The organism is Streptomyces sp. MB09-01, assembly GCF_033794505.1.
In the GTDB taxonomy this organism is placed as follows: domain Bacteria; phylum Actinomycetota; class Actinomycetes; order Streptomycetales; family Streptomycetaceae; genus Streptomyces.
Window position 1 is genome coordinate 21,581 of the sequence record NZ_JARAYQ010000044.1, and the last position, 18,897, is coordinate 40,477.

The following is an 18,897-nucleotide window of genomic DNA, read 5'->3' on the forward strand; positions in this document are numbered from 1 at the left end:
ACCTCTGCTCCCCCGGATCCCCTGCCCCCAGTAGGGAGCGGATCATACAGAGACGGCCCTCACGAACGCCGAGAAAGCCGCGGGGCGGACGGTGAAGAAGGGCCCCTCGGGGTTCTTGGAGTCCCGGACGGCGACGAGAGCGGGCTGAGCGGCGACCTCGACGCACTGCCCGCCGGTGTCACCGCTGTACGAGGACTTACGCCACTTCACGCCCGTCAGGTGCTGGTTGCTGTCCATAGCGCTCCTCCAATACGCGGGCGATCAGTGCCGCCGAATCCTCCAGTGGCAGGGCGGCGGCCTGCAAATGATCGTATCGGAGCGAACCTTCCTTGAGAGCCTGCGGATTGGCCGTCATATGGCCCTGGACGAAGTCCTCCGTATAGACGAGGTCATGCTCGTCTTCGAGCCGCAGGAGGGTGAACGACCCCATCTGCCCCGCATGGGCTCCCGCCTCGAACGGCAGGATCTGCACTTGCACCCATTTGCGCCTCTGCATGGCCAGCAAGTGGACGAGTTGCTCCCTCATGACCTCCCGACCACCGACCTCCTGATGCAGCACGGCCTCGCTCAGCACCGCCCAACTCAGTGGCGGATTATCGCGGTCCAGGATCCGCTGCCGCTCCATCCGGGCTGCCACTTTCGCGTCGAGGTTCTCCTGGCTCCACGCCCCCAGTACTGCCCGCGCGTACGCCTCGGTCTGCAACAAACCGTCCACCAGCTGCGCTTGGAACGAGGAGATGTACGCCGCCCGGGCCTCCATCTCCGCGTACGCCTGGAACCACGTCGGCAGCACGCTCCGCAGGACCAGCCCCACCAGCCGGGAGAAGTGCCCGTCGGTCCCCAGCGCCGCGTCCACCCGCTCCGAGAAGTCCCGCGTCGGCACCCGCTTCGTGTTCTCCACCTGGCCGATCAGCGAGCCGGTGCAGTAGATGATGTCGCCCAGCTGTGACTGCTTCAGCCCGGCGCCCTCTCTCAGCCGGCGCAGCTCGTAGCCGTAGTAGTCCAGCGGTGAGGCGCTGGGATCGAGATCGCGCGTGCTGACCATGGGACGGTCACCCCCAAGCCGTTGTTCGTTCCGTAGCCGAGCGTAATCGCCCGGCTGCGGACAGATGGCCTGAATCACGCAATCGGCCCGGCCTCGGTCAGCCCGCGCACGGAGGTTGTGCCCGCCCCCCCGCCAGGACCGGTCGGGACCGCCCGCCAGGGCCCCGGCATGGACCCCTACCCGGCGGTAGGGCAGCATGGGCCGACCAGTCGCAGCTCAGGAGGAACCCATGGCAGCCCACCCCAAGCCGGAGACCCTCGCCGCCTTCGAGGCCGCCAAGGGGTTCATGCCCGTACGGGAGGGGCTCGCGCTGTACGAGGCGGCCGCGGCCGCGGCCGGGCTCGGGCTGCCGCTCCTGGAGGTCGGGACGTACTGCGGCCGGTCCACCATCCTGCTGGCCGACGCCGCCCGCGAGGCCGGCGTGGCGGCGATCACCGTCGACCACCACCGGGGCAGCGAGGAGCAGCAGCCGGGCTGGGAGTACCACGACCCGACGGTCGTGGACCCGGAGATCGGCCTGATGGACACGCTGCCCACCTTCCGCCGGACCCTGCACCGGGCCGGTCTCGAAGACCACGTGATCGCGATCGTGGGCCGGTCCCCGCAGGTCGCCGCCGCCTGGGGCGGCAAGCTCGGCTTCGTCTTCATCGACGGGGGCCACACCGACGAGCACGCCACCGGCGACTACGAGGGCTGGGCCCCGCACGTCGCGGAGGGCGGCACGCTGGTCATCCACGACGTGTTCCCGGATCCGGCCGACGGCGGGCAGGCCCCGTACCGGATCTACCTGCGGGCCCTCGCGTCCGGCGCCTTCGAGGAGATCTCGGTCACCGACTCGCTGCGCGTGCTGCGCCGCACCGGGTCCGGCATCTAGTACTGCGACCGGCTCCGGCTCCGGTCGGGGCATGAAGGAACCTCCGTGCGATCCGGACCGCACGGAGGTCATGGTTCTCGATCGGGCGTGGGTGCCTAGTGCCAGTACGCCCCGAGCTGGCCGTTGCAGTCCCACTGCTGGGCGCGCGCGCCGTTGGACTTGGAGGAGTTCTCGATCTCCAGGCACTTGCCGCTCTTGGCGTTGACGACCTTCGCGGCCTGGCCGGCGACCACGTAGAACCTCCACTTCGAGCCGGCCTGGCCCTTGCAGTCCCACTGCTGGGCCCGCGCGCCGTTGGCGGTGGACGAGTTCTCGATCTCCAGGCACTTGCCGCTGCGGGGGTTGACGAGGTAGTAGGTGCCGCCACCCGCGTCGGCCATGCCCCACTTCGCGCCGGGCTGGTTCTTGCAGTCCCACTGCTGGGCCCGCGCGCCGTTGGCGGTGGACGAGTTCGAGATCTCGAGGCACTTCCCGCTCTGGTTGATGATGTACCCGATGGCGGGCTCGGCCTGGAGGGCGAAGTCCGCCGTACCGCCCCCCTCGATGAACTGGGCCAGGAGCGGCGTGGAGGCGCCGGCGCCGGTCTCCGCCTCCAGTGCCGTCGCCGACGCCGGTGCGACGAACAGGGACAGGGCGAAGGCGGACGCGCCGACGGCAAGGGTTCGCTTGAGCTGCATGAAGAGGTTCTCCCCGTTTGCTGATGTGAAACCTGGTCTGGAAACAGCCGCTTCCAGCGGCCCGAGGCATCCCGCCCGGCACCCTCGAATGTGGCCGCAGGAGATGTCTCGCGTGCACCGTCGGCAGTGGTCCGGGCCGACAGGACCTCAGCATGGCTCTGGTCGGAGTCGTCCAGCTATCCGCTTTCGGCGGGGCGGGGACACGTTTCCGGATAGCGCAGAGCCCGGCCCGCCGTGTTCACCTGACGGGGCGGGCGCTGCGCACCGTCTGCGAAGGGGTCTCTCCATAGGCTTTGCGATAGTGTCCGGTGAAGCGACCCAGATGCGTGAACCCCCAGCGCAGCGCCACATCGGTGACGGTCTGCGAGACCTGGCCTTCGGCGACCGCGAGGAGGTCGCGGCGCGCGAGGTCCAGCCGCACACTGCGCAGATACGCCAGCGGAGTGGTGTCCATGTGCGTCCGGAAGCCCTCCCTCAGACTCCGTACGCCGACCCGGGCGGCCTGCGCCATGTCGGCCACCGATACGGGTTCGCCGGCGTGTTCGGCGCAGAAGACCGCGGCGCGCCGTACGGCGCTGGGCAGGGCGACGCGGTCGCGGCCCGCCACCGCCTCGCTGAGCATGTGGGGTTGTGCGTCCAGCAGGCCGTTCACGAGGAGCTGCTCGAAGTGCCGGATCGCCAGGGGCGAACGGGCGGCGAGGGCGGAACCGGCGAATTCGGCGAAGTGCTGCACCACGTTCAGCCACGCCCTCACCGCGTCCGCCCGCTCGTCGAAGACCGGAGCGAAGTCCAGAGGCTTCTGCGGCTGGTCGCCGAGCCTGACGGCAAGGGCCTGGTCGATGCTCTGGCGCGGGATGATCAAAGTCCGGTTCACGCTGTCATGGCTCCAGCGCATCGTCAGCTTCTGTCCCGGTCCCGCGATGCTGAGCGGGGAGGAGAGCGACTTGCCGTTCACGGTCACGGCGCCACCGCCGGCGAGCGGGGCATGGACGTTGTAGAAGTCCAGCGGCGCTTCGGGCGTGACGTCGACCTCCGAGCCGTACCCCAGCTCATAGATCGCGACCGTCCCTTCGTGGACACGACGGAAACGGCCGTCCAGCGGATGATCGGCCAGGACGGCTAATCGATGGGGCGCGAACCGCACGCGTATCAGGTCACTGAGCTCCTCGACGTCGCTCCCCCGGAAGAGAAGACCCCGGCTTCCCGTCCCGGCCTCGGCCTCGGTCCCGGCCCCGGCCTCCGAACCGACTGCGCTGCTGTCTGACATCTGGTAAACCCCCCGGTAACTTCAGATGAACTCCGGAATCTATCGGCCGGGGGAGAGACAGGCCCGCCATATATCCGTCATATAAGCGCACCGCGCCCTCGGATGGCCCACGGTCCGTACGGGCCGGGGGCCGGCGGTCTAGCATCGCCGCGTGCGCAAAGACGACGGTTTCCCGCCCCCCGAGTCCGGCTCCTCGGTCAGTCCGGACCGGCCCTGGTTCACCCGACGCTCCACGCTCGTCGTCGGGGTCGCCGCGCTCGCCCCGGCCTGTCTGGCGGGCTGGGTGCTGACCCAGGTGCTGTCCGGCTCCGGGTCCGACGGGCAGCAGCAGCCCCGGCCGCTGCCCGCCTCGCACTCGGCCCTGGCGCCGGGCCAGCGGGACGCGAAGCCGGGTTCCACTCCGAGCGGCAGCCCGAGCACGGACGCGAGCTCGCCCGCGGCAGCCCCCGTACCGGCTCCCGCCAAGGGCCCGCTCGCGGGCAAGACCGTGGTCGTCGACCCCGGCCACAACACGGGCAACTTCAAGCACACCGACGAGATCAACCGGCAGGTCGACATCGGAACCGGCCGCAAGGAGTGCGACACCACCGGCACCACCACCAACTCCGGGTACATGGAAGCGGAGTTCACCTACGACGTGTCCCTGCGCCTGCGGGCGGCCCTGGAGGCCCAGGGTGCGAAGGTGATCCTCACCCACCAGCAGGACCGCCCGTGGGGCCCGTGCATCACCGAGCGGGCCCGCATCGGCAACGAGGCCGACGCCGACGCCGTCGTGTCCGTCCACGCCGACGGGGTTTCCGCGGGCAGCCGCGGCTTCCACGTCATCCTCCCGGCCAAGGTGAAGGGCGGCGGCGCCGACACCGCGAAGATCGTCGAACCCTCCCGCGAGCTCGGCGAGCGGATCGCCGGGAACTTCGCCCGCACCACCGGATCGGCCCCGGCCAACTACCTCGGCAGCGGTACCGGTTTGGTCGTCCGCGACGACCTCGGCGGACTGAACCTGTCAACTCGGCCCAAGGTGTTCATCGAATGCGGCAACATGCGTGATGCCAAGGACGCGGCGCAGCTGACGAGTCCGGAGTGGCGGCAGAAGGCGGCACAGGGCATCGCGGACGGCATCGTCGGTTTCCTCGGCGGGTAGTCCCCCTCGGCAGCCCCGCCGGGGCTGCTCGCCGCCCCGATCCTCTCGGCTGCGGGGAACCTCCGTACCATGGTGCCGCCCGCCTTGTGCAGGCGCGATCTGCGACCGCGGCACCACGAGACGACCGAGACCGAGAAGGACACCTAAGACGTGAACATCCGCTCCCTCACTCGAGGCGACGGCGTGGTGATCGGAGCAGCGGTGCTGCTGTTCATCGCCTCGTTCCTCGATTTCTACTCCGCCACAGGTGTGGACATGCCCAGCGCATGGAACGCCGCCGGCTCCCTGGTGCTACCCAGCGTCTTCCTGCTCGGCTTCATCGCCGCCGGCCTGTTGATCGCCGGACGTTTCCAGCCCGAGACGCGCAAGGTCCTGGGCCTGCCGCTGGCGGCGTGGGGCACCGTGCTCGCCGTGTCGGCCGCCTGGTCCGCGCTGTGGTCCCTGATCAAGTGCCCGAGCGTTTACGACCTCGGCGCCGGCTCCGTCCTCGCCTTCCTCGCGACCCTGGCGCTGGCCGGCGTGGCCGTGGCCGGGGCGAAGATCCCGGCCCTCGCGGGCCAGCTGGTGCCGGAGCCGAAGCCGGCCGCCGTCCCGCCGTACGCGGGCCAGCCGGGCCAGCCCCAGCCGGGCGCCGGGTACGGCTACCCGGGCGGGCAGCAGCCCTACGGTTCCACCCCGCAGCCGGTCCCGCCGTACGGCGGCACGCCGACGCCGGCCCCGCAGGAGGCCCACCAGCCGGCTCCGGCGCCCGCCCCGGCGGCGGACTTCACCCCGTTCTGGTTCGCGGTCCCGGTGGCCCGCCCCCTCTTCGCCGAGGACGGCACCCCCACCCCGATCGCCGAACTCGCCCCGGGCACCTGGTACCTGGCCGTCGAGCAGCGCGGTCCGGAAACCCTGGTCGCCCAGACCCAGGACGGCCGCCGCGGCATCCTGAACGACACCTCGGGCATCCAGCGCGGCTGAGCGCAGCTCCGGTGCACACGACGGCCCCCCGCCCTTCCGGGCGGGGGGCCGTTGCCCTACAGTCTCCTGACGCATCGTCAGATACGGCTGTCGGCACCGCGGAGGGACGTACATGCGCCTCGGACTCGCACTCGGCTACTGGGGCCGCGGCCCCCAGCCCGCCCACCTCGACCTCGCCACCGAAGCCGAGCGCCTCGGCTACGACTCGGTGTGGACCGCCGAGGCCTGGGGCTCGGACGCCTTCACCCCGCTGACCTGGATCGCCGCGCACACCTCGCGGATCCGGCTCGGCACGGCCATCGCGCAGATGGCCGCGCGCACCCCGACCGCCACCGCCATGCACGCCCTCACCCTGGACCACCTCTCCGGCGGCCGGATGATGCTGGGCCTCGGTCTGTCCGGGCCGCAGGTGGTCGAGGGCTGGTACGGGCGTCCCTTCCCCGCGAGCCCGCTCACCGCGACCCGCGAGTACGTCGACGTCATCCGCCAGGTGCTGCGCCGCGAGGGCCCGGTCGCACTGGACGGCCGCTTCCACAGCCACCCGTACCGCGGCGGGGACGGCACCGGCATCGGCAAGCCCCTGAAGCCCATCACGCACCCGCTCCGCGCGGACCTGCCGCTCCTGCTGGGCGCCGAGGGACCGAAGAACATCGCCCAGACCACGCGGATCGCGGACGGCTGGCTGCCCCTGTACTGGTCCCCGACCCGCACCGACGTCTACCGGGCCGCGCTGGCGGACCTCCCCGAAGGCTTCATGATCGCGCCGATGGCCCGCGCGAAGGTCTGCGACGACGTCGCCGAGGGGCTGCTCCCGGTCAAGGCGATGCTCGGCTTCTACATCGGCGGCATGGGCCACGCGGCCCGCAACTTCCACGCCGACCTGATGGCCCGGATGGGCTACGAGGAGGAGGCCCGCCGCATCCAGGAACTCTTCCTCGCCGGCCGCAAGGAGGAGGCCGTCCTGGCCGTCCCCGACGCCTTCGCCGACGAGATCTCCCTGATCGGCCCCCGCGAGCGGATCGCCGAACGCCTGGAACTGTGGCGCAAGGGCCCGGTCACCGACCTCCTCGTGACGGCCCCGGACCCGCACACCCTGCGCGTCCTGGCGGAACTCAACAGCTAGCGCTCAGATCGGACCATCGGAAGTGACAGCGGCTGACTGAAAGTGGATGATGATCTTCGCCGCTACGGGTTTCGCGTGCGCCCGACTGCCGCCGGGGGGAACTGGCCTCATACGGTCGCGAGCGCCGCACCCGTGGCGGCCCACGTCGTCCTCTGCTCGAAGGAACCCTTCTGCGCAGAGCCCGGCGCACGCTACGGCATCGAGGTGGCGCAGACCGCGGCCACCGGCACCCGCGCCGACTACAACCTGATCACCGGCCCCTTCACCGCCGACCGGGTGGCCTACAAGTGGGCCGGCGCCACCTACCCGGACCAGGCGGCCCTCCACGCCGGGACCGGCCAGGGCGCGCACGACATCCTGACCCCGTCGAAGGCGGGCGTCGACGCGGTGGACGGCTCCCCCACGATCGACTCCGCCGACGCGACGGCGCCGGGCGTGCTGCTCACCGACCACTTCGGGCGGGAGATCGGGGACGACCCGCGCGTACCCAACACCGGCAAGGACGGCGGGTACCTGGACCGCGGCGCCTTCGAGCTGTACGACGACCTGCGCAGCGTCCGGGCGGAGCTCGAACCGGGCTGGGCCCCGGCCGGCACCACCGTGAAGGTCAAGGCCACGGCGGACAGCCGCTGGCTCACCGCGCTCACCTACGCGTACGACTTCGGCGACGGCACCGCCCCGGTCGTCACCTCGGCCGCCACCGCCGAGCACGTGTACGGCACGCCGTGCGCGTGCACGGTCAAGGTGACGGTGTCCAACAAGGTCCGGCAGCAGGTCTCCACCTCCGTGGCGGCCAAGGTCACCCCGGCCACCCCGCTGACCACCGTCTTCACCGCGCAGCCCGTCCTGCCGAACGCGAACGCCCCCAGAGAGTTCGTGCCCCCGCTGTCCGTCGAGGCCGACCCGCGGACCTCCACCGTGCCGTGGCCGGTCCAGCGCGTGGACGTGGACTTCGGTGACGGCGCGAAGGACAGCCGCACCGCTCTGGAGCCGGTCCGGCACGCCTACCAGCAGCCCGGCACGTACAAGGTGACGACGACCCTCCTGGACGTCAAGGGCGCCACCTCCACGGCCGAGCGGACCGTGCAGGTCGCCTACACCCCGGCCGGCTACGTCTCCCAGCGTCCGACGCGCGTCCTGGACACCCGCACCACCAACACCCCCGTCCAGGGCGGTACCGCCACCGCGTTCTCCCTGCCGGTCGTCTTCACCGGTTCGGGCCCGCACCACACGGCCGGCGCCTCCGCGGCGGTCGTGAACGTGACGGTCACCGGCGCCACCGAGGACACCCACCTCAGCGTCTGGCCGTCGGGCCAGCCCCGTCCGGTGACCTCGAACGTCAACGTCAAGGCGGGCGGCACCTCCTCCAACACGGTCACCGTCCCGGTGGGCGCCGACGGCAAGCTCTCGGCGCAGCTCAACTCCGGCAAGGCCGCGCTGATCGTCGACTTCGTCGGCTACTACCAGCCGGGCGGCGGCGACCGGTTCTCGCCGCTCGCCCCGACCCGCGTCGTCGACACCCGTACGACCGGCGGCGCCCTCGGCGGCGGCCAGACCCGCACCGTGAAGGTCGCCGGGGTCAACGGCATCCCGGCCGACGCCACCGCCGTCGCGCTCAACCTGACCGCCACCGGCGCGACCGAGCAGGCACACGTCATCGCCTACCCGGAGCCGGACAAGCGGCCGGTCACCTCGAACCTCAACCTCGACCCCGGCAAGGACAAGTCCAACCAGGCCCTCGTCCCCGTCGGGCCCGGCGGCACCGTCACCCTCTACACCAACACCGGCTCCACCCACCTGATCCTGGACGCGGTGGGCTACTACGCCAAGAACGGCAGCACCCTCTTCACGCCCGCCGTTCCGCAGCGCCTCGCCGACAGCCGCACCACCGGCAAGCTCGCCCCCGGCGCCACCGCCTCGGTCGCCGGACTGCCCGCGGGCGCCGTCGGCGCGGCCCTGAACGTCACCGCCACCGACACCACCGGCCCCGGCTTCCTCACCGTCTACGGACACGGAGGCACGCGGCCCGAGGCGAGCAGCCTCCAGACGCGCCCCGGCGAGACCGTCCCCAACCACGTCACGACCCCCGTGGCGGACGGCCGCGTCAGCATCTGGAACAGCTACGGCGGCAGCAACCACGTGATCACCGACCTGTTCGGCTACTTCACCCGGGGCTGACCCCACCCGCAGCACACCGGAGCCCCGGCCACCGCGCACACCGCGGTGACCGGGGCTCCCGGCGTGTCAGGGCGAGGGGGTGTCCGTGTCCGCCCGGGGGACGGCCTCCAGCAGCTCGCGCAGGTCCAGCGGCATGACGGCGATCTCGATGCTCCCGCCGTCCCCGTAGGTACAGGTGACGATCCGCGAGCCGGGGTTGATGACGATGCCCTCCTTCACGGAGGGGACCCGCACCCCGGTGGCCCGGCCACCGGGCAGCGGTACGGGCTCGCCGCGCTGCGGGACCCAGCGGGCCGCGCCCCCGTCGGCGTACACCCGGCCGGCCCGCCAGCGGCCTTCGCCGGCGGGCCGGCGCGCCATCCCGGGAATCCCGGGCACGGGCCCGTCGGCCGTCCGCGCGAGGTGCTTGCGCCGCAGCAGCCACGCGGCTCCGGCGGCCCCGGCGGCCCCGGCGGCGAGGAACACGTACTCGATCATCCGCCCATTGAAACAGGCCGGAACCCGCCGCCGGGCCGGGCGGCGGGCGGGCTCAGCCGCCGCTCAGCTGGGACGTGCTGGGGACCTTGTCGACGACCTCGGCGCCCGCGCTCTTGCCCGCCTCCTTGACGCTGCTGATGACGTCGTCGAAGGAGCTGATGTCGGCGTCGCCGGCCTCCCCCTTGCGCAACTTGGTGCCGAGGCCCTTGAGGGACGCGATGCCCGCCGTCAGCGGCGCCATCGCCTTCGACAGCAGCGGGTCGCCCTTGGCGTTGTCGGACGCCGCCTTCAGCCGGTTGTACGCAAAGGCTCCCGCGAGGCCCGCCTTGATGAGCGCGAAGGTACGGCCCTTCGCGCCCTTCTTGAACTTGCCCGCCCGGTACGGCTTGATGATCCACTGGTACGTCGCCCCGGCCGCGAGCCCGGCGTTGGCGACGAAGCGCGTCTTGGCGAACTTCTGCTTCTCGGCGCTCGTGGTGGGCGAGGGCTCCGCGGCGGCGGCCAGCTCGTCGGCTTCGACGGCGGACGGCTCGGCGGCCGTCAGCGCGGCCAGCTCCCCCATGGAGGCGGCCGAGAGCTCCTCCTGCCGGCTGCCACCGCCGTCGCTGCCGCATGCGGTGGCGCCGACCATCAGCGCGGTGGCCAGGACCACCGCCGTGACGGCGCGACGGAATCGGACGGTCGAGGGTACGGACACGGTTTCCTCCGGGGACTGAGGTGTCCCCCGCAGCCTCGCCCCGGTCCCCCGGCCCCGCCACCCGCGGGACCCGTTCGGGTTTGCCGTCCGCCAACGCGGCAACACGAGCGACATGCCCACACACACCCGAGCAAGCGCACGCGGAAGCAGTCAGGCCGGGCGGGCCGTCGCACTGGTGGCGGACGTACTGGCCTTCGTCATCGCCCTGTGGATCCTGATGTACCTGCTGGACGCCAACCGGGGCAACGAGCTCGTGGAGTTCGTCCACGACACCGCCAGCTGGCTGGCCGGCTGGTCCTACGACCTGTTCACCTTCAGCAAGGAATGGGTCCAGGTCGTCTTCGGCTACGGCGTGGCCGCCGTGGTCTACCTCCTCGTCGGCCACGCCGTAGCCGGCTGGCTCTACCGGCGCTGACGCCGGCCACGGCTCAGCCGCAGCAGTCCGGCTCCAGTCCGGCCGGGAGCGAGGCCCCGCCGAACACCTCGGTGGTGGCCTCGTCCCCGCCCAGCGCCGCCACGGCGAGCAGCAGGGACCCGGCGGTCCAGGTGGTCTGCTCCACGGGCCAGACGGCCTCGTCCTGGAAGACGTAGCCCGTCCAGTACATGCCGTTGTCGGCGCGCAGGTGGGTGATCGACCGCAGGATCTCCAGGGCCCGGTCGGACTCCCCCGTCGCCCACAGAGCGAGGGCCAGCTCGCAGGACTCGCCGCCCGTCACCCACGGGTTGGGCAGGACGCAGCGCACGCCGAGGTCCGGGACCACGAACTCGTCCCAGCGCTGCTCGATGCGGGCCTTGGCCTCGGCGCCGGTCAGGGCGCCGCCGAGGACCGGGTAGTACCAGTCCATCGAGTAGTGGTTCTTGTCGAGGAACCGCTCGGGGTGGCGCCGGATCGCGTGCCGCAGGGCGCCCGCGGCGAGCTCCCAGTCAGGCTGCGGCTCCTCGCGGTGCTCGGCGATGGCCAGGGCGCAGCGCAGTGCCTGGTGGATGGAGGAGGAGCCGGTGAGGAGGGCGTCGGTGACGGCGGTGCCGTCGGCCTCCCGCTTCCAGCCGATCTCGCCGCCCGGCTGCTGGAGCGTCAGGACGCACTCCACGGCCGCGTAGACGGCCGGCCACATGCGGTCGAGGAAGGTGTCGTCGCCGGTGGAGAGGTAGTGGTGCCAGACGCCGACGGCTATGTAGGCGGTGAAATTGCTCTCGCGGCTCGCGTCCTGCGGCTCGCTGGTGTCCACGCCGTCCGGCCGGTCGGCGTAGGCCGCGTACCAGGATCCGTCCTGGTTCTGGTGCCGCGCCAGCCACGCGTACGCCCGCTCGGCGGCCTCGTGCTCACCGGCCGCGTCCAGCGCCATCGCGGCCTCGGTGTGGTCCCACGGGTCGAGGTGGTGCCCGCGGAACCACGGGATGGCCCCGTCCGCGCGCTGGGCGGCGAGGATGCCCGCCACCGTCGCGGCGGCCTGCTCGGCGGTCAGTACGCCGTCCAGGACCAGGTGTTCGGTGCGCCCGGGCGAGCTCACTGGGTCGCGCCCACGGGGAGGTGGGGCTTGGTCGCGTACGCCACGAAGCTCTTGCCGATGAGCGGGTTCAGGGCCTGCTCGGCGAGCCGCGTGGCCAACGGCTTCTTCATGATGTCCCAGACCAGGAGCTTGTGGTACGCCTTGACGGGCAGCGCCTTGTCGTTGTCGACGCCGAAGGCGCACTTGAGCCACCAGTACGGGGAGTGCAGCCCGTGCGCGTGGTGCGTGCCGTACGGCTTGAGGCCCGCGGCCTTCATCTTGCCGAGCAGCTCGTCCGCCTTGTAGATGCGGATGTGGCCGCCCTCGACCTCGTGATAGGCGTCGGAGAGCGCCCAGCAGATCTTCTCGGGGCCGTAGCGCGGGACGGTGATGGCGATGCGCCCGCCGGGCTTGAGCACGCGCACCATCTCGGCGAGCACGCCCTTGTCGTCGGGGATGTGCTCCATGACCTCGGAGATGATCACGACGTCGAAGGAGTCGTCGGGGAAGGGCAGGGCGAGGGCGTCGCCCTCCATGGCGGTGGCGGTGGCCCCGGCCGGGGCCTCGCCGGCCTCCTTCATGGCGGCGAACCACTTGGCGACCTCGCGGATCTCCTCGCCGTTGCGGTCGACGGCGACCACCTGGGCGCCTCTCCGGTAGCACTCGAAGGCGTGCCGGCCTGCGCCGCAGCCCAGATCGAGTACGCGGTCGCCTGCGGCGAGCGGGAACCGGGAGAAATCGACGGTCAGCACGGGGTCCTGCCTTCGCGGTCGCGGGGGTGTGGGGCGGGGGTGTGGATGAGGCGGAGGGTCACCGCGCGCGGCAGGTCACCGCGCGCGGCAGGTCACCGCGCGCGGCGGGTGCGGGCGGCCTGCTCGATGGCGGCGCGGTAGTGCGCGGCGGTGCCTTCGGCGGCCTTGGCCCAGGTGAAGCGGGTCAGGACCCGTTCGCGCCCGGCGGCGCCGAGGCGGGCCCGCAGGTGCGGGTCGCCCAGCAGCCGGCCCAGCGCGGCGGCCAGTGCGCCCGCGTCGCCCGGGGGCACCGCGAGGCAGGTTTCGCCGTCGGGCCCGGCGACCTCGGGGATCGCACCGCCGGTGGTGGCGACGAGCGGGGTGCCGGTGGCCATGGCTTCGGCCGCCGGGAGCGAGAAGCCCTCGTAGAGGGAGGGGACGCAGGCGATCTGGGCGCTGCGGACGAGGTCGACGAGTTCGGCGTCGGTGATGCCCTTGACGAAGCGGACGGCGTCCTGGAGGCCGTACGTCTCGATGGCGCGGGCGACCGGCCCCTGCTCGGCGCGCTTGCCGACGACGACGAGGTGGGCCTCGGGCTGCTCGGTGCGCAGCTTCGCGAGGGCCTCGACGAGGTACACGAGCCCCTTGAGGGGGACGTCGGCGCTGGAGGTGGTGACGATGCGGCCGGGTACCTCGGCGACGGAGGCGTCCGGCGACCACAGGTCGGTGTCGGCGCCGATGTGCACGACATGGATGCGCTCGTCCCGGACGCCCAGGTGTTGGGCGATCTCCTGCTTGGAGGATCCGGAGACGGTGAGGACGGACGGGAGCCTGCGGGCCACGCGGCCCTGCATGCGGGTGAAGCCGTACCAGCGGCGCACGGAGGCCCGCTTCACCCGCCCCTGCGCGGCGTCGAGGTCGAGCTTGCGGTCGACGGTGATGGGGTGGTGGATCGTCGTGACCAGTGGTGCGCCGAGTTCGCCGAGGAGGCCGTACCCGAGGGTCTGGTTGTCGTGGATGACGTCGAAGTCCCCCGCGCGCGCGGCCAGATGGCGGCGGGCGCGCAGCGAGAAGGTCAGCGGCTCGGGGAAGCCGCCGGTCCACATGGTGGCGACCTCGACGGCGTCGATCCAGTCCCGGTACTCCTCGCGCTTGGGCGTGCGGAAGGGGTCGGGGCTGCGGTACAGGTCCAGGCTCGGGAGCTCGGTGAGCGAGGCGCCCGTGTCGAGCACCGGGTAGGGCTGCGCGCCGATCACTTCGACGGAGTGCCCCAGCTGTACGAGCTCGCGCGAGAGGTGGCGGACGTAGACGCCCTGGCCGCCGCAGAACGGGTTCCCCTTATAGGTGAGGAGTGCGATGCGCAGCGGGCGGTCGCCGTCGGTGGCGGAACCCGCGAAAGGGCTCGTCACCATGGCCTCAGCGGTCACTCTCGGCCCCCTTCTCCCTGCAACTTTCGCCGGAGCGTAACCGCTCGGATAATGTAGAACAAGTTTCAGACTTGATCCGTCGAAGAGCATTGAATCTACCGGCCGGAAACTACACCGTAAGAGGCGGAGCAGGTGATTCGCGCCACGACTGCGGCGCCTGCCATGCTGACTGCGGACCAGCCCGGAATCGGCCCGCGCAACGACACGGAACGGGACACATGACAGCGGAAGTGAAGGCCGTCACCACACCGGCGTCGCCTCCCCTGACGGAGCGCCAGGAGGCCCGCCGCCGCCGGATCCTGCACGCCAGCGCGCAGTTGGCCAGCCGGGGCGGTTTCGACGCAGTCCAGATGCGCGAGGTCGCGGAGGCGGCCGGCGTGGCGCTGGGCACGCTCTACCGCTACTTCCCGTCCAAGGTGCACCTGCTGGTCGCCACCATGCAGGACCAGCTCCAGCACATGCACACCACGCTGCGCAAGCGCCCGCCGGCCGGGGACGATCCCGCGGCCCGGGTCGCGGAGACCCTGATGCGGGCCTTCCGCGCCCTGCAGCGGGAACCGCAGCTGGCCGACGCGATGGTGCGGGCCCTGACCTTCGCCGACCGCAGCGTGAGCCCCGAGGTGGACACGGTGTCCCGGCTGACCACGGCGATCATCCTGGACGCGATGGGCCTGGAGGGCCCGCCGACCGCCGAGCAGCTCTCGGCGGTCCGGGTCATCGAGCACACCTGGCACTCGGCGCTGATCACGTGGCTTTCGGGCCGCGCCTCGATCGCCCAGGTCAAGATCGACATCGAGATGGTGTGCCGTCTGATCGACCTGACGGCCCCGGAAAAGGCCTGAAGCAGCCGCTGGGTCACGCGCCGGACTATTTCGGTGGACAGCGGCCGGACGCATGATCGATAGTCCGCCGCATGGCTTCTCTCGTGCGACACCTCACCATCGACTGCTCCGACGCCTACCGCCTCGGGCAGTTCTGGGCCGCCGTCCTGGACGGCTCGCTCGCCGACGACGATTTCCCCGGGGACCCCGAGGCACTGGTCAGGGCGCCCGGCTCGACCCTGCTCTTCGTGACGGTGCCCGATACCAAGACCGTGAAGAACCGGGTGCACGTGGACCTCCAGCCGCAGGACCGGACGCGCGACGAGGAGGTCGAACGCGTCCTCGCCCTGGGCGCCACCCTCGTCGGCGACCACCGGCGGGCCGACGGGGGCGGCTGGGTGACCCTCGCCGACCCCGAGGGGAACGAGTTCTGCGTCGAGCGGAGCGCGGCCGAAATGACGAAGTAGGCCTCGCCGGACGCCGGGACGCGAGGCGGGACGGCACCGGGGCCGAAGTGCCGCCGGCAGCGCCGCTTCGACCACACGACCCCCTACTCCTCCGGCGGGAAGACGGGTTCGCCCGTGGCGGCCAGGGTGATCAGGATGGCCTCCACCGGGCAGCCCTCCGCCGCCGTGAGGATCGGTTCGTTCGCGTCCGACTGAGCGGTGCGGGGGTGGGACTGGCGCGCCGAGTCCAGGACGAAGCCGTCCGGGGCGTGGTTCACGCACATGCCCGAGCCGATGCAGACCCCCCGGTCCACCTCGACCTGCCAGCGGTCACCCATCAGGCACCCGCCTCGTAGCCTGCCGGCAGGTGGATCATCTTGTGCTCCAGGTACTCGCTCAGCCCCTCCGGGCCGAACTCCCGGCCCACGCCGCTGTTCTTGTAGCCGCCGAACGGGCCGAGCATGTCCAGGCTGAAGGTGTTGACGTTGAAGGTGCCGGTGCGGATCTGCCGCCCGAAGTCGATGCCGTGCTCGACGTCGCCGGTCCAGACGCTGCCGCTCAGGCCGAATTCCGAGTCGTTGGCCACCCGTACCGCCTCCGCCTCGTCCCCGTACGGGATCAGGCAGACCACCGGGCCGAAGATCTCCTCGCGCGCGATCCGCATGGAGTTGTCCACGTCGCCGAAGAGGGTGGGCTCCACGTACCAGCCGCGGTCCAGGCCCGCCGGACGGCCGCCGCCCGACAGGACCTTCGCGCCCTCCTCCTGGCCGATCCGGATGTAGTCCAGGGAGCGCTGCTGCTGCCGCTGGGCCACGAGCGGGCCGAGCTGGGTCGCCGGGTCGAGGGGGTCGCCCACGACCAGCGCGCCGGCCGCCGCCGCGAGGGCCTCGGCCACCTCCTCGTACCGGCTGCGCGGGGCGAGGATCCGGGTCTGGGCCACGCACGCCTGGCCGTTGTTCATCCAGGCCGCGGGCACGATCCCGGCGACGGCCGTGTCGAGGTCCGCGTCGGGGAGGATCACGGCGGCGGACTTGCCGCCGAGTTCGAGGGTGACGCGGGTGAGGTTGCGCGCGGCGACCTCCATCACGCGCTTGCCCGCGGCGACCGAGCCGGTGAAGGCGACCTTGTCGATGCCGGGGTGGCCGACCAGGTACTCGCTGACCTCGCGGTCGGCGGGCAGGATCGACAGCACGCCCTCGGGGAGTCCGGCCTCCCGCGCGATGTCGGCCAGGATGTAGGAGTCCAGCGGCGCTTCGGGGGACGGCTTGAGGATCACCGTCGAGCCGGTCAGCAGGGCCGGGGCCAGCTTGGCCGCCGCCACGAACTGCGGGACGTTCCAGGGGATGACGGCGGCGACCACGCCCACCGGCTCCCGGCGCACCAGGATCGGGCCGAGCACGCCCTGGCGGTGCTCCTCGTACGGGTAGGCGCGCGCGACCGTGATCGCGGCGTCGTAGACCATCATCGGGCCCAGCGCCTGGGCGAGGACGCTCCAGGAGTACGGGGACCCGTTCTGGGAGCTGATCGAGCGGGCTATCTCCTCGTGCCGGACGGCGATGGCGTCCTTGATCCGGGTGACGACGGCGATGCGCTCGTCGAGCGTCATCCGCGGCCAGGGCCCTTCGTCGAACGCCTTGCGCGCGGCGGCGACGGCGCGGTCCACGTCCCTCTTGGAGGCGTGCGGGACGGAGCCGATGACCTGCTCGGTGTGGGGGGAGACGATCCGGATCGTGTCGGTGCCCAGCGGATCCGTCCACTCCCCGCCGATGAACAGTTGTCCGTGTTCCACGAGCTCGGTCATGGCTGAGGCCTCCTGCGGCTTGGCGTTCCAGAACTGATACCAGTTCTAGTTCGAGGAGTCCACGGCCAGGACGGAACAGCGGAGAAGATCCAACGACTAGTCAGAAAGCCCCGGAGGTGGTCGACTTGGGCTACTACTGAAACACGTTCTCGTCAGAGGGCGGCGACGGGCGGAGGGCTCATGCCGGAGGACACGTCACAGGTCACCGATCACGGCGGAGGCGTGTGGGGGATCAAGGTGCCCATCCCCGACAACCCCCTCGGGCACACCCTCGTCCACGTCCTCGACACCGACCGCGGCCCGGTCCTCGTCGACACCGGCTGGGACGACCCCGAGTCCTGGGACACCCTCGTCGCCGGCCTCGCCGCGCTCGGCACCGCCGTCACCGACGTCCACGGCGTGGTCATCACCCACCACCACCCCGACCACCACGGGCTCTCCGGCCGGGTCCGCGAGGCGTCCGGCGCGTGGATCACCATGCACGCCGCCGACACCGAGGTCGTCGTCCGCACCCGCGCCTCCGAGCCCGGCGTCTGGTTCGACTACATGAGCGCGAAACTCGCCGCCGCAGGAGCCCCCGAGGAGCACATCGCCCCCCTGCGGGCCGCCCGCGCGAGCGGCCGCATGCGGACCCTGCCCGGGCTGCGCGCCGCCGTGCCCGACCGGGAGATCGTCCCCGCCGAACTGCTCCCCCTCGCCGGGCGCCGACTGCGCGCGATCTGGACCCCCGGCCACACCCCAGGCCACGTCTGCCTGCACCTGGAGGAGGCCCACCCGGCGAACCTGCCCGGCAACGGCCGCCTCTTCTCCGGGGACCACCTGCTGCCCGGGATCTCCCCGCACATCGGCCTGTACGAGGCCCCGGAGGACACCCGCGTCACCGACCCCCTCGGCGACTACCTCGACTCCCTCGAACGCATCGGCCGGCTGGCGCCCGCCGAGGTGCTCCCGGCCCACCAGCACCCCTTCACCGACGCACCCGCCCGCGTACGGGAACTGCTGGACCACCACGAGGAACGGCTGGCCGGGCTGTGGGCGCTGCTGGCCGAACCGCTGACCCCGTGGGGGCTCGCGGAGCGCATGGAGTGGAACCGGCCCTGGGAGCAGATCCCGTACGGCTCCCGCAACATCGCCGTCTCGGAAGCGGAAGCCCACCTGCGGCGCCTGGTCAAACAGGGCCGCGCGGAAGCCGTCCCGGGCACCGACCCGGTGACCTACCGCGCCGTGTGAGGACTGCGGTGCGGCGCTGTACGGGGCTCGGGCGCGGCGCCGTACGGGAATCGGGCGCGGCGGCGTACGGGAATCGGGCGCGGCCCGCCGGGGGACTCGGGCGCGGCCTGTAAGGGGCTCGGGCCCCCGGCGCCCCGGAGTCGGCAGGCTACGGGCCGGTAGAGTGAAGCCGTCGTCCACACTTCCGTCCGGGGGGAAGCCGGTGCGAATCCGGCGCTGACCCGCAACCGTGACCCCTCGGCACCGACCCGGCGGGAAGCCGGAATGCCCCGTACCGGAAGTGCGCGGCTCGCGCCGCCGGATCCTCCGGCGGCCGGCACCGTCGAGGTAAACGGAGCCGGAGCCCGGTGCCAGTGCGTGCCCGCCTCCGGTTCCCCAGCAGGAGAGGCACCCTCCCCCATGAACGTCCGTCGCAGCGCAGCCGCGCTCGCCGCCTCCGCCGTGCTCCTGTCACTTATACACATCTTCACATGCCACCGCATCATTAGATGTAGAACTCGGGTGTACCA

The 18,897-nt window shown here is 71.9% G+C and carries 20 protein-coding genes and 1 riboswitch; of the genes, 9 read left to right on the forward strand and 11 right to left on the reverse strand.

All coding sequences use genetic code 11. The annotated features are described in order from the left end of the window. Window positions 1–42: 42 nt before the first annotated feature. Window positions 43–237 carry a DUF397 domain-containing protein gene (locus PV721_RS12470; protein ID WP_319723332.1) on the reverse strand — a complete coding sequence of 65 codons (195 nt, stop codon included), beginning with the start codon at window positions 235–237 and terminating at the stop codon, window positions 43–45. Beyond that, a complete protein-coding gene (locus PV721_RS12475; protein WP_319723334.1) occupies window positions 197–1,045 on the reverse strand; it encodes a helix-turn-helix transcriptional regulator in 849 nt (282 codons plus the stop codon). The genes PV721_RS12470 and PV721_RS12475 overlap by 41 nt, the downstream gene beginning before the upstream one ends. Window positions 1,046–1,274: 229 nt before the next feature. On the opposite strand from PV721_RS12475, the gene PV721_RS12480 reads away from it, so the two are divergent. Beyond that, window positions 1,275–1,919 carry a class I SAM-dependent methyltransferase gene (locus tag PV721_RS12480; protein WP_319723335.1) on the forward strand — a complete coding sequence of 215 codons (645 nt, stop codon included), beginning with the start codon at window positions 1,275–1,277 and terminating at the stop codon, window positions 1,917–1,919. Between the two features lie 95 nt (window positions 1,920–2,014). Here the strand turns inward: PV721_RS12480 and PV721_RS12485 are convergent, their stop codons facing one another. Beyond that, window positions 2,015–2,596: an RICIN domain-containing protein gene (locus tag PV721_RS12485; protein ID WP_319723337.1), complete on the reverse strand. Its 582-nt coding sequence runs from the start codon at window positions 2,594–2,596 to the stop codon at window positions 2,015–2,017. A 238-nt stretch (window positions 2,597–2,834) separates the two neighbouring features. Continuing rightward, window positions 2,835–3,863: an AraC family transcriptional regulator gene (locus PV721_RS12490; RefSeq protein ID WP_319723339.1), complete on the reverse strand. Its 1,029-nt coding sequence runs from the start codon at window positions 3,861–3,863 to the stop codon at window positions 2,835–2,837. A gap of 151 nt (window positions 3,864–4,014) precedes the next feature. Here PV721_RS12490 and PV721_RS12495 point away from each other — a divergent pair, with 151 nt between their 5' ends. The 4 genes from PV721_RS12495 (at window position 4,015) to PV721_RS12510 (ending at window position 9,268) form a co-directional block, all read left to right on the forward strand. After that, the gene (locus PV721_RS12495) at window positions 4,015–5,004 is read left to right on the forward strand and encodes an N-acetylmuramoyl-L-alanine amidase (RefSeq protein WP_319723341.1); all 990 of its coding nucleotides are present in this window, start codon (window positions 4,015–4,017) and stop codon (window positions 5,002–5,004) included. A gap of 150 nt (window positions 5,005–5,154) precedes the next feature. Further along, window positions 5,155–5,967, forward strand: a complete 813-nt coding sequence (locus tag PV721_RS12500; RefSeq protein ID WP_319723343.1) for a hypothetical protein — start codon at window positions 5,155–5,157, stop codon at window positions 5,965–5,967. A 112-nt stretch (window positions 5,968–6,079) separates the two neighbouring features. Beyond that, a complete protein-coding gene (locus PV721_RS12505) occupies window positions 6,080–7,090 on the forward strand; it encodes an LLM class F420-dependent oxidoreductase (RefSeq protein ID WP_319723345.1) in 1,011 nt (336 codons plus the stop codon). Between the two features lie 132 nt (window positions 7,091–7,222). Continuing rightward, on the forward strand, window positions 7,223–9,268 hold the full coding sequence (locus PV721_RS12510) for a PKD domain-containing protein (protein WP_319723346.1): 2,046 nt from the start codon (window positions 7,223–7,225) through the stop codon (window positions 9,266–9,268). Between the two features lie 66 nt (window positions 9,269–9,334). On the opposite strand, the gene PV721_RS12515 is transcribed toward PV721_RS12510, so the two are convergent. Both PV721_RS12515 and PV721_RS12520 read right to left on the reverse strand, forming a co-directional pair. Beyond that, window positions 9,335–9,745: a hypothetical protein gene (locus PV721_RS12515; protein WP_319723347.1), complete on the reverse strand. Its 411-nt coding sequence runs from the start codon at window positions 9,743–9,745 to the stop codon at window positions 9,335–9,337. Window positions 9,746–9,797: 52 nt separating this feature from the next. Then, window positions 9,798–10,376, reverse strand: coding sequence for a hypothetical protein (locus PV721_RS12520; protein WP_319723366.1), 579 nt, complete (start codon window positions 10,374–10,376; stop codon window positions 9,798–9,800). A 178-nt stretch (window positions 10,377–10,554) separates the two neighbouring features. Here PV721_RS12520 and PV721_RS12525 point away from each other — a divergent pair, with 178 nt between their 5' ends. Continuing rightward, window positions 10,555–10,857 carry a hypothetical protein gene (locus PV721_RS12525; protein WP_319723349.1) on the forward strand — a complete coding sequence of 101 codons (303 nt, stop codon included), beginning with the start codon at window positions 10,555–10,557 and terminating at the stop codon, window positions 10,855–10,857. A gap of 13 nt (window positions 10,858–10,870) precedes the next feature. Here the strand turns inward: PV721_RS12525 and PV721_RS12530 are convergent, their stop codons facing one another. The 3 genes from PV721_RS12530 to PV721_RS12540 all read right to left on the reverse strand — a co-directional run bounded on the left by PV721_RS12530 (window position 10,871) and on the right by PV721_RS12540 (window position 14,090). Further along, complete coding sequence (locus PV721_RS12530) at window positions 10,871–11,953, reverse strand: prenyltransferase (protein ID WP_319723351.1); 1,083 nt, start codon at window positions 11,951–11,953, stop codon at window positions 10,871–10,873. Further along, window positions 11,950–12,684 carry a class I SAM-dependent methyltransferase gene (locus PV721_RS12535; protein WP_319723353.1) on the reverse strand — a complete coding sequence of 245 codons (735 nt, stop codon included), beginning with the start codon at window positions 12,682–12,684 and terminating at the stop codon, window positions 11,950–11,952. Before PV721_RS12535 ends, PV721_RS12530 begins: the two co-directional genes overlap by 4 nt. A gap of 92 nt (window positions 12,685–12,776) precedes the next feature. Further along, window positions 12,777–14,090 carry a glycosyltransferase family 4 protein gene (locus PV721_RS12540; RefSeq protein WP_319723355.1) on the reverse strand — a complete coding sequence of 438 codons (1,314 nt, stop codon included), beginning with the start codon at window positions 14,088–14,090 and terminating at the stop codon, window positions 12,777–12,779. Window positions 14,091–14,308: 218 nt separating this feature from the next. Here PV721_RS12540 and PV721_RS12545 point away from each other — a divergent pair, with 218 nt between their 5' ends. Both PV721_RS12545 and PV721_RS12550 read left to right on the forward strand, forming a co-directional pair. Continuing rightward, window positions 14,309–14,932, forward strand: coding sequence for a TetR family transcriptional regulator (locus PV721_RS12545; protein WP_319723357.1), 624 nt, complete (start codon window positions 14,309–14,311; stop codon window positions 14,930–14,932). 71 nt (window positions 14,933–15,003) lie between these two features. Beyond that, on the forward strand, window positions 15,004–15,378 hold the full coding sequence (locus tag PV721_RS12550) for a VOC family protein (RefSeq protein ID WP_319723359.1): 375 nt from the start codon (window positions 15,004–15,006) through the stop codon (window positions 15,376–15,378). An 83-nt stretch (window positions 15,379–15,461) separates the two neighbouring features. Here PV721_RS12550 and PV721_RS12555 read toward each other — a convergent pair whose 3' ends face one another. Beyond that, window positions 15,462–15,695 carry a ferredoxin gene (locus PV721_RS12555; protein WP_319723360.1) on the reverse strand — a complete coding sequence of 78 codons (234 nt, stop codon included), beginning with the start codon at window positions 15,693–15,695 and terminating at the stop codon, window positions 15,462–15,464. Next, window positions 15,695–17,158, reverse strand: coding sequence for an aldehyde dehydrogenase (locus tag PV721_RS12560; protein ID WP_319723361.1), 1,464 nt, complete (start codon window positions 17,156–17,158; stop codon window positions 15,695–15,697). The genes PV721_RS12555 and PV721_RS12560 overlap by 1 nt, the downstream gene beginning before the upstream one ends. Window positions 17,159–17,338: 180 nt before the next feature. Between PV721_RS12560 and PV721_RS12565 the strand changes: the two genes are divergently transcribed. Further along, window positions 17,339–18,388 (forward strand): MBL fold metallo-hydrolase, encoded by a 1,050-nt coding sequence (locus PV721_RS12565; protein WP_319723362.1) that lies wholly within the window; start codon window positions 17,339–17,341, stop codon window positions 18,386–18,388. 192 nt (window positions 18,389–18,580) lie between these two features. Next, a riboswitch (cobalamin riboswitch) is annotated at window positions 18,581–18,658 on the forward strand. The last annotated feature ends 239 nt before the right edge of the window (window positions 18,659–18,897 follow it).